Origin of the sequence: Psychrobacter sp. Ps3, assembly GCF_022129275.1 — a bacterium.
In the GTDB taxonomy this organism is placed as follows: Bacteria; Pseudomonadota; Gammaproteobacteria; order Pseudomonadales; family Moraxellaceae; genus Psychrobacter; species Psychrobacter submarinus.
Genome location: NZ_JADQAL010000049.1, coordinates 1 through 15144, shown reverse-complemented (window position 1 = coordinate 15144; position 15144 = coordinate 1). Strand labels below are relative to the sequence as shown.

Annotated in this window: 9 protein-coding genes; 4 read left to right on the top strand and 5 right to left on the bottom strand. The window is 45.4% G+C overall.

Annotated features, from left to right (window positions below; translation table 11 throughout):
* Positions 1-117 precede the first annotated feature (117 nt).
* Positions 118-897 carry a ParA family protein gene (locus I3248_RS11315; protein ID WP_025646640.1) on the bottom strand — a complete coding sequence of 260 codons (780 nt, stop codon included), beginning with the start codon at positions 895-897 and terminating at the stop codon, positions 118-120.
* A gap of 183 nt (positions 898-1080) precedes the next feature.
* The gene (rsmG, locus tag I3248_RS11310; RefSeq protein WP_201556627.1) at positions 1081-1782 is read right to left on the bottom strand and encodes a 16S rRNA (guanine(527)-N(7))-methyltransferase RsmG; all 702 of its coding nucleotides are present in this window, start codon (positions 1780-1782) and stop codon (positions 1081-1083) included.
* Between the two features lie 248 nt (positions 1783-2030).
* Between rsmG and I3248_RS11305 the strand changes: the two genes are divergently transcribed.
* From I3248_RS11305 to I3248_RS11295, 3 genes are all read left to right on the top strand, one after another.
* Positions 2031-4775, top strand: coding sequence for an ATP-binding protein (locus I3248_RS11305; RefSeq protein ID WP_238063841.1), 2745 nt, complete (start codon positions 2031-2033; stop codon positions 4773-4775).
* Positions 4776-5061: 286 nt separating this feature from the next.
* The gene (locus I3248_RS11300; protein ID WP_238063842.1) at positions 5062-6111 is read left to right on the top strand and encodes a WYL domain-containing protein; all 1050 of its coding nucleotides are present in this window, start codon (positions 5062-5064) and stop codon (positions 6109-6111) included.
* A 62-nt stretch (positions 6112-6173) separates the two neighbouring features.
* Entirely contained in the window at positions 6174-6833 is a 660-nt protein-coding gene (locus tag I3248_RS11295) for a TerD family protein (RefSeq protein WP_238063840.1), read from the top strand.
* A gap of 7 nt (positions 6834-6840) precedes the next feature.
* Here I3248_RS11295 and I3248_RS11290 read toward each other — a convergent pair whose 3' ends face one another.
* Positions 6841-7824, bottom strand: a complete 984-nt coding sequence (locus I3248_RS11290; protein WP_238063839.1) for an ion transporter — start codon at positions 7822-7824, stop codon at positions 6841-6843.
* 791 nt (positions 7825-8615) lie between these two features.
* Between I3248_RS11290 and I3248_RS11285 the strand changes: the two genes are divergently transcribed.
* Positions 8616-9239, top strand: a complete 624-nt coding sequence (locus tag I3248_RS11285; RefSeq protein ID WP_025646633.1) for an OmpW family outer membrane protein — start codon at positions 8616-8618, stop codon at positions 9237-9239.
* Positions 9240-9427: 188 nt separating this feature from the next.
* Here I3248_RS11285 and I3248_RS11280 read toward each other — a convergent pair whose 3' ends face one another.
* Together I3248_RS11280 and aceE are read right to left on the bottom strand one after the other, a co-directional pair.
* Entirely contained in the window at positions 9428-11215 is a 1788-nt protein-coding gene (locus I3248_RS11280) for a 2-oxo acid dehydrogenase subunit E2 (protein ID WP_238063838.1), read from the bottom strand.
* 38 nt (positions 11216-11253) lie between these two features.
* Positions 11254-14067 (bottom strand): pyruvate dehydrogenase (acetyl-transferring), homodimeric type, encoded by a 2814-nt coding sequence (gene aceE, locus I3248_RS11275; RefSeq protein WP_238063837.1) that lies wholly within the window; start codon positions 14065-14067, stop codon positions 11254-11256.
* Positions 14068-15144: the final 1077 nt, after the last annotated feature.

Genomic DNA, 15144 nt, shown 5'->3' with positions numbered 1-15144 from the left:
TATCTGCAAATCGCCTAAAAAATAGTCTCTGTCAGTGCCAAGGTCGAATGTTCAATACGCCCTAATGTTTTAACTTTTTATCACTAACGACTATTTGTCGCTAACAGCTCTGTCACCCTAACCGCTTTGCTCGATGACTTCGTCCGCAAGCTTTTGATACGCTCTAGCGCCCTTTGACCAACGCTCATAAGCCAGCACCGGTATGCCATGCGCAGGCGCTTCTGCCAAACGCACGTTTCTAGGAATATGGGTGCGATACATAATATCACCAAAGTGCGCATCTAGCTCTTGCGACACGTCATTGGCTAAGGTATTACGCGCGTCAAATAAGGTACGCACGACGCCGCGAATATGCAGCTTAGGGTTGAGCTCAGTCAAGCGCTCTATGGTCTGTGATAAATCGGCTAACCCTTCTAGCGCATAGTACTCGCACTGCATCGGGATAATCACTCCGTCTGTCGCCACCAACGCATTCACCGTCAAAAGATTCAGGCTTGGCGCGCAGTCCAGAATAATATAATCGTAGGGCTGGCTTTGCTGATTCGCTTGCTCTGCCACTAAGTCACTCAGTGCTGATTTTAGCAGCTCATGGCTATTGGTCTGACCCATCAGGGTAATATCCATACCAGCCAGCTCACGGTTTGCCGCGATGACATCGAACCCTGCTGGGCTTTTAACAATCGCTTCTTGTAACGACACACCATCAAGCAGCACATCGGCTATGGTTAGTTCAAGCTCGTTTTTATGCAGACCGGTGCCGGTAGTGGCATTGCCCTGCGGATCTAAGTCAATCAGCAAAACATGCTGACGCTTATCGGCTAAGCTTGCGGTCAAGTTCACAGCCGTCGTGGTTTTACCGACGCCGCCTTTTTGATTCGCAATGGCTATGATTTCCATACACTCACTCAATTTATTAGGTCTATTACTGGTATTGATATCAAACTTTTTATTTTAACATAGGGTTAGTACTAAGGCTGCTTGCAGCAAATATTGCCAAGCTTTTGTTTCTAGGCTGTTATTGTTAACCATGTCGCCTTATCTTGATAACGACTGCTTTATCATACACAAAGTGGCGACAGCTTAGACACTTTTATTGCATAATTCAATTAAATGTCGGCTATCCTCCAACCGAGGCACAGCTAGTTTGATAGTTTTTATCTGCCAAGCCGGCTTTAGCGCTGATAATTCATCGGCGCTTGGCGCTTTACCTTTCATTGCACACAGATAGCCTTGCTCGGCTAATCGCGGCTGCGCCACCGATACAAAATCGGTTAAGCTGGCAAAAGCTCGCGAGGTCACTACCTGATATTGTGCTTCGTGCGCTTCAATACGAGCGGCAATAGGCTGCACATTACTCAGACCAAGCTGACTACTGATCTGTCTGATAAAACGGATCTTCTTTTGATTGCTATCGAGCGCGGTGCAGTGGCGTTCAGGCTGACAAATGGCAATAATCACTGCCGGCAAGCCTGCACCCGTACCGATATCTAACAAATCCCCGGCTGGTAAATGCGTTATAATAGCCAAACAATCGATAACGTGTTTGATAAGGGCGTCGACAGGATCAGTGATGGCGGTTAGATTATACGCTTTATTCCACAATAAAAGCTGGTCTAAGTATAATAATAACTGGCGCTGCTGGGTCGCGGATAGTGTTAAAGATAACTGCTCAGTTGACTGCGCCAAGATATCTGCGAGTAGCGGCAACTGCGGGCCAAGCTTTGCAAATCCAGTAGGGTCAATAGTAAGGCTGGCAGATGAGGAAGTGGCAGAAGCTGACATATAACACGTTATCCATTATTTAATTGAACCGATATTTAATTGAACCGATTATTTTATCATGCACCTCAACGCTTGAATAGTTATAGATTGCGTCAATCTTGGTCATCTTATACTATCTACCTTGTATTGAGTTATGTTAGTCACAGTTACTTTTGCTACTTATCACGTTTATTCCTAGCACTTATCACTTTTACTCCTAACATTGTTTTTTCACCACATTTCTTTTATCTAGATGACTACTATACCCTATGATCAAACCGTCCACTGCTGTTAGCAAACCATCGAAGCTTTCAACTCATACCAATCAGAATGAGGATAAAGCATCAATAGCCTCTCATCCTGTCTTCGCTGCAACCAAGCAGCGCTGCCTGATCGATACCAAGCAATTGAAGCGTTACACTCAAGCTCACCCCTTACCTAATAATACTCGCTGTGCGCCGCCCTTAGATATCGGCTTTGGTCAGCAGCGTGCTATCAAAGCTTTGCAGACGGCAATCGATATCGATGCTAGTGGCTACCATGTTTTTGCCGCGGGCGAAAATGGGCTTGGCAAACGTACCATCATTAGTCGTTTATTGCAGCAAATCGCCGCTCAAAACCCCACGCCTAATGATTGGGTCTATGTGCATAATTTTGCCGATCCGCGTACGCCTTTGTCCTTACATCTGCCAGCAGGACAAGCTAAGCAGTTGCAGCAACAAGTCAATAGCTTATGGCTACAGGCCAAAAAACGCTTAAGTCAGCGCTTTCGTAGCGACTACTATCAAAGCCAGATCGAAGCGATAAAAAATGACGCGCATGAAAAAGAAAGCCATGCTTACGAGGCCTTAAACGCTGAAGGCAAACAATATGACTTAGCTTTGAGTTTTCGCGCCTCGGACAATAAAGCGATGTTTGTGCATCCTAGCCAATTGGCATCAGCAGCTGAGAACCGTACTGATGATGCCCCCAAAAATAACGCTACTGAGCAAAACAGAGCCAATAAAAATACGCAAGCCGATAACGATAAAGGTCACTTCACTCATAAAAACCATATGCAAAAACGCTTCAATCAGCTAACCATTGCCTTAGAGCAATTAGAAGATGAAGCCAATGACACCATTGAAACTCTGCATCACGATATCGCCGAGCGAGCGCTGCAGCCTTTATTCACTGAAGTACGCGAGCAGTTCGCGGACCAATCATCTGTGCTTGATTATCTGCAAGCGCTACTTAACGATATGATCGCGCACGCGCCGCACATCGTCAATGGGGATGATGAAGAGTTTGTCACAGCGCTACTGGCCACCACACCGAGTCGATATGCGGTCAACGTCATGGTCAGTCATCAGCCTAATAGCGGCGCGCCGGTGATATTTGAAGACTTACCGACTCACTTAAACCTACTCGGTCATGTGGAGCAAATCACTCAGTTAGGTACAGTGACGACCGATGTCAGTATGATACGTGCCGGCGCCCTACATCGCGCCAATGGCGGTTATCTACTGCTAGAGGCCAGCCACTTGCTTGAGCATCCTTATGCTTGGCAAGGTCTCAAGCGCGCGCTGCAATCGCGCAAGATCAAGCTCTCAAGTCTTGAGCAAATGCTCACCTTGACCGGTAGCTTATCTTTAGCGCCTGCCCCTATCGATCTCGATGTCAAAGTTATCTTGCTGGGTGAAGCGGATCTATATTACGAGCTGTTAGAGCTAGAGCCGGAGTTTGATGCGGTATTTAAGGTGCGCGCAGACTTTCATGACGACGTCATTCGCAGTCAAGAGCATGAGCTTGCGCTAGTCGCGAAGATGGCTGATATTATCGATCATGCCAATCTGTATCCGTTCGATAGCTACGCACAAGCGGCGCTTTTAGAGCATTTAAGCTTACAAGCAGAAGATCAAAACCGGCTTAGCTTACATAGTGATAGCTTGATCAAGCTGCTACATGAGTCCCATCGTCATGCGCGTTTAGATACCAAGACTTCTACGCAGCAAAGCACGAATCAAACTAATGAAACAATCGTTAGCGCTCAGCATGTCAAGCAAGCCATTAACGATATGGATGAACGCTCAGGCTACCTGCGCGACTTGTACTGGGATGAGTTAAAAAACGGTCAGCAACTGATTCAAACGAAGGGAGTAGCCGTTGGGCAAGTCAATGCGCTAACGGTCGTCAGCTACGCTGATAGTGAGTTTGGCATGCCTGCGCGATTGACGGCGGTGATTCAGCCTAACACTGGAGCAGGAGATATCTTAGATATCGAGCGTGATGTCGATCTAGGCGGCAGCTTACATGCAAAAGGCATGCTGATTATGACCAGCTATCTGCGCGCACTATTTAGCGAACATCATGCGCTGAACTTTAGCGCTTCCTTAGCGTTTGAGCAAAGCTACGCTCATATCGACGGCGATAGTGCTACTGTGAGCGAAGCTTGTGCACTCCTATCAGCACTTGCCAATGTGCCTATCAATCAAGCCTTAGCGATTACCGGCTCGATGAATCAATTAGGCGAAGTACAAGCCGTTGGCGGCATCAACGCCAAGATAGCCGGCTTCTTTGACGCTTGCCGCGAGCAAGCGCTAACAGGAGAGCAAGGGGTGGTCATTCCTATGGCCAATGTCAACCAGCTGATGCTCCGTGACGATATTATTACGGCGGTCAAAGCAGGTCGCTTTTATATCTATGGCGTGCGCACTATCAATGAAGCGCTGACTTTGATGACCGGTCTACCGATTGATACCCTTAATAAAAAAGGTCGCTACCATAAAGACACTTTATTTGGCAAAATTTTAAGGCGCCTTATCTCATGGGACGAAAGTCAAGCAGCGGATGAGCTGATCGAAGACAAAAAATCTGATAAAAAGGCAAAAAAAAAGCGCAAAGCCAAACGCCAAAAAAAGGCAGATAAGCGCCGCGATGAGCTCAGCGAAAAACGTGATCGCGATAATAACAGCTCAAGCCAAGCAAACGATGATTTAGCCTGCAACGATAATGTAGATAGCGATGAGCGATAAGGCGTATCAGATAGTTTAGCATACGCAATCATCCCTAGACGCTAGTCATGTTTTCTGCGATGATAAAACCCTTTGATTATGGCGCGTCAATTCGTATTGCTCTACACAAGCAAAGCAGATTTGATGCTATAGTCGATATTGCACTAGAACTTTGATCTTCAGATATCAAATTTTGATTTTGTTTTGACTTTATATAGGTTATCAGCCAATGACTGCGCAACATACTAAGGCGACTGACACCGATACCATAAAGAATATGGAAAAACCACTGAGCGATTCTGATGCTATGAGTTCAGCTGGCGATCTTGCGGCTGATTCGGCAGCTAGCCGCCATGGTGCCGCTACCACTGCGCGGCAATGGCAAGTATTATCGCAACTACAGCGCAATCGCTGGGTCGGTACGACTCATATTTATGAGCAGCTAAAGTTAGCCGGATTTGATATTAGCTTGCGTACCGTACAGCGCGATCTCAACGCCTTAGCTAAGCGCTTTCCTATTGAGAAAAACAATGCCAATCCGCAAGGCTGGCGCTGGCGTGACGATGCGCCATTACAGAGCTTGCCGCATATGAATCTATCGCAAGCGGTCGCCTTCAACATGGTCGAGGCCAATCTGACCCAGCTGTTGCCGCCCGCTATCTTAGATGAGTTATTTCCTTGGTTTGATCTGGCGCGCCGTCAGCTCAAAAACAGCAAAGTCACCCATTCATGGCTCGACCGCGTGCGTATTGAGCCGGCAACGCAGCCGCTAATCGCGCCGCCTATCGATATAGAAAGTAAAGACAACATCTATCACGCGCTATTTTATCAACAACAAATCAAAGCTCGTTATACGCGTAGCAATAAAAGTGAGGCTAGCGAATATACTCTAAACCCTATTGCCATTATTCAGCGCGGGGTTATTATCTATCTGTTAGCCACGCGTACAGATGACCCTGAGCTCATTATTCGCACCTTTGCGCTGCATCGGTTTGCGAGTGTTGAGATTTTAGAGACCAGTGCGGTAACGCCTGAGGATTTCCTATTAGATAGCTATCTAGATGCTGGCGGTATGGGCTTTAGCCATCCGCTACTGAGCCAGCTACCCGATCATGGCAAGAATACTGCTGTTGAGCTGATCTTTACGAGACGGGCAGGTAAAAGCTTGACCGAAAGCCAGCTCAGTGAAGATCAAACCGTCACTATCAATGATGACGATACTTTGAGCGTGAAAGCGACCGTCAATATGACCTCACAATTGGTCTGGTGGCTGCGCGGCTTTGGTGACGGTTTACTAGCTGCCAAACCTGATCTACTTTATCAAGCGGTCTTAGGAAACAGTCATAATCCACTATAAGCTTTTACCAAACTCATTAGGCTCAAACAAATAATTAAAACCGCCGTTATTGAAGGATACTTATGTCAGCCTCCACCCCTACACTGCCTTTATCAGAGAGCTTAAGCGCTCTTGATTTCGCCACAGATAGATTGTTTTTTGCGATGAATTATCAATTCACGCCGCCAAAAGCGACCGGACTAAAAAAACGCCTCAAACAAAATGACAAAGCTATCGATGTCGATATTGCCTGCGTACTCTATGATGATGATTGTGTCATAGATGATATCGTTTGGTTCAAGCAGCTGCGTGATAAAGCGGAGTCAGTAAGGCATCAAGGCGATAGCCTAAATGGTAAAGATCGCGGTGAGCAGGCTTTATATAATGCGCCCTTAGATCAAGAACAAATCCGCCTATATTTAGATCATATTCCCGCTCATATTCGTCATGTGGCTATGATTGTCCATTCCTACAATCAACAACCGCTTGCCGGCGTAGAAGCCGGTGAAGTGCACTTGAGTGACGACGAATATAACCGAGCTTTTACTGTCGATCTAAAACAGCTGCCGCGTGACTGCTACGGACTTTGGGTCGCAAACTTGCGCCGCGGAGTTGATGACTGGTATCTAACGGTGCAGCAGCTACCTCTAGAAGCTGAAGATATCGAAAAATTAGCGCAGCAAGTCGCCCACGAACTTGCCCGCACGCTACCGATTGCACAGCCAACGGCCACTCCTCTTTAGAGAGCCGTTAGCGTAGTGCCTCTCCGCAGTGCGGGCAGAAGTTTTTTGCTTTAGAGACTTCTTTTTCGCGGCGCTCAAGCTCCTGCTCACGCAGCACTTGTAGCACAATATCTTGCGCCTGCTCGCGATCCAGCCCAAGCTCGCGGCGGATTTTGTCGATCATCGCCTGATTTTGCACCAGATCAAAATCACTTTCAATCAGCTGCTCACGAAAGTCTTGTTCTAGCTCATCACGGCGCTGCGCCAGCTCATTAGCAAGGCCTGTGGCCAAAATACCCGCGGGTAGCGCCGCCAAGCCTACCCCTAAGATGGTAATAATCGCGCCTAATATTTTACCAGCGTTGGTAATCGGTGTGACATCCCCGTAACCTACCGTCGTTAAAGTCACCACCGCCCACCACATCGCTTTAGGTATCGACTCAAACTCTTCTGGCTGGGCGTGATTCTCCACTAAGTAGATACCACTGGACGCTGTCACTATCATAATAATTAAGATAAAAATGACCGCTTGGAACGAGCCTTTTTCCTTACTGATGACCACCAGCAAAATACGCATTGAAGCAAAATAGCGGGTAAGCTTCAAAATACGAAATAAGCGCAGTATCCGCAAGAAGCGCAGATCGATAGTCACAAAGAAGTTTAAGAAAGCTGGCGCAATCGCGATCAAGTCGATCAAGGCTGAGGGACTCTTTAGCCACTCCCAGCGTTGCCGCCAAGTGGTGTTATCAGGTTTTGCCTCGGCCACGCTCCATAACCGCAGTAAATACTCTATCGAAAACACCACGATTGAGAAGTTTTCAAATAACGTAAAATACTCTTGATAAGGGTAATACCACTGGTCAACAGACTCAGCAATCACCGCTGTGACGTTAGCCATGATTAAGAAAATTAGGAAGTAATCAACACTACGGCTAACTAGCGTGTCATGTTCATCGTTTTGCAAAACATTATAGACGAAGAGCCGAGTTTGCCTGATGGGATGAAAGGCCATGCTGATCCTTTTAACAAGAGCGATAGTTAAAACAGTTAAATACAGAGAAGACGTTACGAGGTATAAAGTTTACCACTCTAAGCACATAGCTGGTATGTAGTAAAATGAAATTTATGGCAAATAGTGACTAACTTTATTAGAAGTCCTGAGCTTAAAAAATCTGTTTACACTGATTGATAAGCTTTCAATGTTTATCAAAATTCTAGGGCTTATCAAAATTCTAAGGCTTATCAAACTTACAGTGCTTATCAAAACTGATTTAGCACACGCAATCGTTCATTACTTATAAAGAAAACTCTTTTAGATTAATAGCCCATAATAAATATAAATGAGCGCTAACAGCAAAAGGATAAAAACGACTAACCCTAGTTGTAGCACGCGCTGCTCTATAATTGAGCCGCTATTGCTAGTATCAGATACTAAAGCGAGACCACACTGAGGGCAACTATTACTTGTCTCACTTAAGATTGTCATTGACATCGCTTTGCTACAGCGAAGCGGCGAATTACTACAATAACCTGTCATCTCTCCCTCCTTATCACAAAGCGCTATTAATATTTTATATCCATTCTCTTTTTAACTTTAATATTCATCTAAATCCTTTTGAGACCCATCTATAATCAAAAAACCTTGCTGATATATTTTAATTCACTACTCTTTGTAAGGTTTTTATATTATAATAAACATAAGATAAACACTTTATCTTGTCACTGTAACATAGGATATCAGAACTGGTGTCATCCCTCACTAGTAATTCGCTGATAGTCACTTATTACCTTAAGGATCAAATGATGAAACTACAATCCCTAGTTTTAGCTGCTGCTACTGCCCTGACTATGACTTCCGCCTTTGCCGTACCTGCTGGTACTTGGAGTATCGCTGCCGGTGCTCATATGGTTGACCCAAAAAGCGACAATGGTACTTTGGCTGACGGTGCTTTTTCTGTTGAAGTTGATGACGATATCCGTCCGACGATCAGTGGTGAGTACTTTATCGCCAATAATGTTGGCATTGAGCTACTAGCCGCTATTCCGTTTCATCATGACATCACTTTGACCGATGCAAACGGCGACACAGTTGACGGTAAAACCCAGCACCTACCACCAACGCTATCACTGCAGTATCACTTCGATGGCTATAATATGCCAATGAACCTTAAGCCATTTGTAGGCGTAGGCGTGAACTACACCACTTTCTTTGAAGAAAAGGTTGCTCTTGGCGACTTAGAGCTTGACGACAGCGTAGGCGTTGCCGGTCATGTCGGTCTTGACATTCCATTTGCACCAACAGAAGCCTTCCGTATCGATGCGCGCTACATGGATATCAAAACTGATGCCAAGCTTGACGGTAATGACATCGGCGAAGTAGACATCAGCCCTTGGGTTTATGGCATTGCTTTTGTTAAACAGTTCTAATATCGCTAATAGGTCTTATCACAGACGCTAGAAAAAGCCAGCTTACTTGCTGGCTTTTTTGGGTTTTGCATTTAGATAAACGGTTATCCAAAGCCTATATTAAAAACGACGGGCACAACAAGTATAAAAAAGACCGTCCTTAGACGATCTTTTGATAACATTAATGGTAAATATTAGATAGAAGCTATTTATAACAAAATACGGCGCGGATCCGCTAACAAAGTCGTAATGTAGCGAGTAAATACCGCGGCATCAGCGCCATTGATAACTCGGTGATCATACGATAAAGATAACGGTAAAATCAGACGCGGCTCAAAAGTCTGCTTACTCTCATTCCAGCGCGGCTGCATACTGGCTTCAGACACTCCTAAGATACCGACTTGTGGCCAGTTGACCAGCGGCGTAAATGCCGTACCGCCTAAATTCCCTTGGCTCGAAATCGTAAAGCTTGCGCCTTGCAAGTCTTTAGCGCCAAGCTTCTTATCACGAGCCTTACCTGCCAGCTCGCCAATCTCGATAGCGATTTGTTTGAGACCTTTGTCTTGTACGTTTTTTATCACTGGCACAATAAGCCCGTCATCGGTTGCCACCGCAATGCCCATATTCACCGTTTTACGTAGAATCAGCTGCGTATTATCATCGCTTAAATGACTGTTAAAGCGCGGGTGCTGCGTCAAGGCATAAGCGGTCGCTTTGACAATAAAGGCCAAAATTGTAAAACCAATACCTTCTGCTTTCATACCGCCTTTGAGCTCGCTACGCAGTTTTTCTGTCTCAGTAATATCGGAGAGATCAAATTGCGTGACTTGCGGCAAGTAAGTATTGTAATTGAGCTGGGGAATCGAGACCTTTTGTAGACGACTTAAGTCTTCTATTTCAGTCTCGCCCCAAATCTCTTTATTACTCATATCTGGCAAGCTTGGTAAGCTGCCACGCTCTACACTACCGCTAGTCGTCGCAGCTTTTTGAGTGGTTAGACTCTTTTTGACATAGGCAAATAGATCTTCTTTCAAGATACGATCATTGAGCGCTGAGCCTGATACTTGGGTGATATCTACGCCCAATTGACGCGCCAGCTTACGTACGGCGGGACCGGCATACACCTCAGTAAGCTTCTCATTCACTTGCGCTTCGGTAAGTTTATCGCCAGAGCTTTTAGTCTGACTATCAGTAGTCGTCGACTTACTTGCCGATGGCGCTGCAGCTTGTTTGGGCTCGCCTGTTTTATGCTGCTCTGAGGATGCACTCTCGTTTGCTGATTGCTTAGCTTCTGAGTCCTTTTTAGACGTTTGATTATCAGCAGTCGAACTATCTGAACTATTGGTGTTATCTGCACTACTCCCAACAATCACGATAAAGTCTTGGCCATTGGCGACCATGTCACCTGCTTGCACGAGGATTTTCTCAATAGTACCGGTCTCGGGTGCGGGCACTTCCACCGACGCTTTATCAGACTCAATGAGCAAGATAGAGTCATCGGCGGCAACATTGTCACCTACGCTGACCATAATCTCTGCCACTTGCGCTTCTTCGACGCCTAAGTCTGGCAACGCGTGAGTCGTTGCACGACCATTACTCTCTTCAGGCTCAGAAGTATCAGACTTATCCTTTGTCTGCTCTGCTTTATCGTTATTTGTAGCAGCCACTCCTGTAGACTTACTATTCTCTGTATCCGCTTCAGGCTGTTTTTGCTCATTTTTAGAGCTATCATCAGACTCATCATCTGCGCCGCTATCGGCATCGCTATCGGCATCGCTATCGACCTCGATCAGCACCATGCCTTCGCTCACTTGGTCACCAACATCAACGCTAATTTTGCTGACTTTACCAGCAGCAGAGCTAGGTACTTCCACTGATGCCTTGTCAGACTCTAATAAAATGATATTGTCGTCTTTAGCAATGACATCGCCAACTTCGACCATAATTTCGCTGACTTCGGCGCTCTCGACACCTAAATCGGGGGCTTTAATATCCATCCTAGTTTCTCCTTATTATATCGTCACGTAATTGTGGGCTATTCTTTGATGTCATCATCATTTAGCAATTCGGCGTCGGCTTGATCTTCGGCGCGGCCTTCGCTAGAGATTTCATCATCATCTTCACCGACAAAATCAGGAACAGGATTTGGATTGACGTTATCAGGTGCTGGAGCGTCTGGGAAATGGTCATAATGGGGCTGCTGCTGCCAGGCAGGCGGCTGATCGACTTCTATGCCGAAGCTTGAGATCGCATCTTTGACTAAGCGCATCTCGACCTCGCCCTCGTCTGCTAAGCGCTTGAGCGTCGCCACCACGATATGAGCGGCATCAACGTTAAAGAAGCTACGCAGCTGCTCACGAGTATCTGAGCGACCATAGCCATCGGTACCTAAAGTGATATATGGGCGGTTATCTGGTAGCCATGCTCGAATTTGCTCAGAGTAATTGCGCATATAGTCTGTGGCAGCTACGACGATACCTTCATGCGGCGCTAATTGCTCTGTGACCCAAGGCACGACCTCTTCCTCCATCGGATGCAAGCGGTTGTAGTCATCACAAGCCATACCATCACGAGTCAGCTCATTGAAGCTGGTCACGCTCCAGACGTTTGCGGTGATATTGAACTCATCGTTAAGGATTTGCGCCGCTTTTTGTACTTCGCGCAAAATGACCCCTGAGCCTAATAGCTGCACTTGGCTTGAGCCATTATCTTCGAGCAAGTACATGCCGCGCTTGATGCCTTCCTCTACGCCCTCTGGCATCGCTGGCTGCTCATAGTTTTCGTTCATCAGCGTTAAGTAATAATAGACGCGCTCACCCTCGCCATACATCCGGCGCAGACCATCATGCATAATGACGGCTAGCTCATAACCAAAGCACGGATCGTAGGTCACGCAGTTGGGCACAACGCCAAATAAAATCTGCGAATGGCCATCTTGATGCTGTAAGCCCTCACCATTTAGGGTCGTACGGCCTGCGGTGGCGCCTAATAAGAAGCCTTGCGCTTGACAGTCGCCTGCTGCCCAAGCCAGATCGCCGACACGCTGGAAACCAAACATTGAGTAGTAAATATATAGCGGAATCATCGGCAGCGCATTGACTGAATAGCTGGTCGCCAGCGCAATCCAAGTACTCATCGCACCTGCTTCGTTGATGCCTTCCTCTAACATATGACCATCGATAGCTTCTTTATAACCCATCAGCGCTTCGCTATCCTCTGGCGTGTATTTTTGTCCAGAAGCAGAATAAATCCCTAACTGACGGAACATGCCTTCTAAACCAAAGGTACGCGCTTCATCAGGAACGATAGGCACGACGCGGTCTTGGATATCTTTGTCCTTTAGCATCGCCGATAGCAGACGTACAAACACCATCGTCGTTGATTGCTCTTTACCTTTACTACCCTTAAGCACGCGATCAAAGATAGACAAATCCGGAATATTAAGCGGGATATGACCACTACGGCGGTTAGGCAGATGTCCACCTAGCGCTTCACGGCGACCTTTTAGATACTTCATCTCCGCAGAATCCTCTTCTGGGCGATAAAAAGGCAGCGTCTCTAATTGCTCATCCGTAAACGGCAAATCAAAACGATCACGGAAATACATCAACGACTCATGATCGAGCTTTTTGATCTGATGCGATTTATTGACCGCTTGCGCTTGCGTCGATAAGCCATAGCCTTTGACTGTTTTTACTAGTACAACGGTTGGCTGACCTTTGGTCTTCATCGCCTCACTGAAGGCGGCGTAGACTTTCACCGGATCGTGGCCGCCGCGATTCAAGCGTGAGATATCCTTATCAGATAATTCATTGGCCATCTCTTCAAGCTCAGGATATTTCCCAAAGAACTCTTTACGCACAAAGCTAGGATCGCGCGCCTCATAGAGCTGATATTCGCCATCGACCGCTTCTTCCATACGGTGCTTGAGTACTCCAGTGTCATCTTTGTCGAGTAGATTATCCCACTGGCCGCCCCAAATAACCTTGATAACGTGCCAACCGGCGCCGCGAAATACCGACTCTAGCTCTTGGATGATCTTGCCGTTACCACGTACTGGGCCATCGAGACGCTGCAGATTACAGTTGATGACCCAAATGAGGTTATCAAGCTTCTCGCGGCCAGCAAGAGAGATGGCTCCCAAGCTCTCTGGCTCATCAGTCTCGCCATCCCCTAAGAAAGTCCAAATCTTGCGGCCTTCAAACTCAAGTAAGCCGCGGTTTTCCATGTAACGGTGCACATGCGCATGATAAATCGACATGATGGGGCCCAGACCCATAGACACTGTTGGGAACTGCCAATAATCAGGCATCAAATAAGGATGCGGATAGCTCGACAAGCCTTTGCCGCCAACTTCGCGGCGAAAATTCTCTAGTTGATCCTCACTCAAACGCCCTTCTAAATATGAGCGCGCGTAGATACCGGGCGCGGAGTGACCTTGATAATAGATCATATCACCACCGAAGTGATCATTAGCGGCACGGAAGAAGTGATTAAAACCTGTCTCATACAGCGTAGCACTAGAGGCGAATGTCGCTAAATGCCCACCCAAATCATCATCGTTCTTATTCGCGCGCATCACCATAGCCAGCGCGTTGTAGCGAATGAGCGCCCGAATCTTACGCTCTATGCCCAAATCACCGGGGTACATCGGCTCGTCTTCGACGGCGATACTATTGATATAAGCGGTGTCCAAACGGTTAAATGGCAAGCCCTCTTGTACCGACATGTTATAGAGCGCTTTTAATAAAAACTGGGCACGATCCTTGTCGGCATGCTTAATCACTGATTCAAAAGCATCTAGCCATTCCTGAGTTTCGGTGCTATCGGCATCCTTGTAATAATTCATCTTTACTTGTCCTTTTTATGAGTAGTTCCTGTTTACTACAGGGTTCGTTGTTTTGCTTAAATACTAGGGTAAGACTTATTGGTTATAAAATAAGGTGAAAGCCTGTAATTAAGGCTTCTATATTACTTTATGTATAACCGTTATTCATTAATATAATGAAGAAACAGATAATTTTGCAACTTCCTTATGCTGCTAAAGGGTACTGTCTACAGATTTGAGTTTAAATGCGAGGCTGGCATGAGAGCAATCACAATCTTAAAGTCAGTTTACATACAATCACTGAGCTCTATTATAGGCGCTTGTGAGCTAAATGTTTATGGCTATTAGTAAATACCCATACGTTAGGCATTTTTTAGAAAAATAGCCCATTTGATAATCGCTACTTTGTTAGCTCAGCAAAGCTATCACTATTTACTTTCTTTACTTATATAACTATTCTAAAAAGCATAGTGATACAATAGCTTTTTTACATTAAAGATACTACCCTACTTTTTTTGACAAAATATGACTTCAAGTTGATGAGAAGTGACAAAATTTGTTCACATATCAGACGATATTGGTCATTCTCAGCTTAACAAAGCAGTTTGTTAAATAGTTACCTAGATTTGTCCTAGCTACTCGATTATTAGGCATGGACCCCAGTATTTTTAATTTTCAGACTACTGCAACGCTTACCGTTATTAAGACAAAGATGTTTTTCTAAAGATTTTATAATATTACTTATTAATAGTGGCATGAACATTGCATTTATTATGTTAAATAATCGCTATATAATTGCTCTATCGGATTATTCGACCGTTTATCAGATTTTCATAGATTTTTTATTTTTTTGAAAAGTAATATAAATTTTTTTAATAAACATTTGATTATTGCTTAAGCAATCCATCCTAAAAAGTATACCTTTCGTCGGATAAATATTGTTTCATTCAGTAAATAGTTGAATTATACCTCATTCTAAATATACAGATATTCAATTGAAAATGTTTGTATCACCTACGTAAAAAACATTGAATAAATTAATAGGGGCTGTAGTAGATAAGCACTATGCTAGACTACTTTTATGAAGATAACCCGTTG

Bases quoted from the DNA above. Each gene is read 5' to 3' on its own strand.
- I3248_RS11315 (WP_025646640.1), bottom strand. From the start codon at position 897: ATGGAAATCATAGCCATTGCGAATCAAAAAGGCGGCGTCGGTAAAACC.
- rsmG (WP_201556627.1), bottom strand. From the start codon at position 1,782: ATGTCAGCTTCTGCCACTTCCTCATCTGCCAGCCTTACTATTGACCCT.
- I3248_RS11305 (WP_238063841.1), top strand. From the start codon at position 2,031: ATGATCAAACCGTCCACTGCTGTTAGCAAACCATCGAAGCTTTCAACT.
- I3248_RS11300 (WP_238063842.1), top strand. From the start codon at position 5,062: ATGAGTTCAGCTGGCGATCTTGCGGCTGATTCGGCAGCTAGCCGCCAT.
- I3248_RS11295 (WP_238063840.1), top strand. From the start codon at position 6,174: ATGTCAGCCTCCACCCCTACACTGCCTTTATCAGAGAGCTTAAGCGCT.
- I3248_RS11290 (WP_238063839.1), bottom strand. From the start codon at position 7,824: ATGGCCTTTCATCCCATCAGGCAAACTCGGCTCTTCGTCTATAATGTT.
- I3248_RS11285 (WP_025646633.1), top strand. From the start codon at position 8,616: ATGAAACTACAATCCCTAGTTTTAGCTGCTGCTACTGCCCTGACTATG.
- I3248_RS11280 (WP_238063838.1), bottom strand. From the start codon at position 11,215: ATGGATATTAAAGCCCCCGATTTAGGTGTCGAGAGCGCCGAAGTCAGC.
- aceE (WP_238063837.1), bottom strand. From the start codon at position 14,067: ATGAATTATTACAAGGATGCCGATAGCACCGAAACTCAGGAATGGCTA.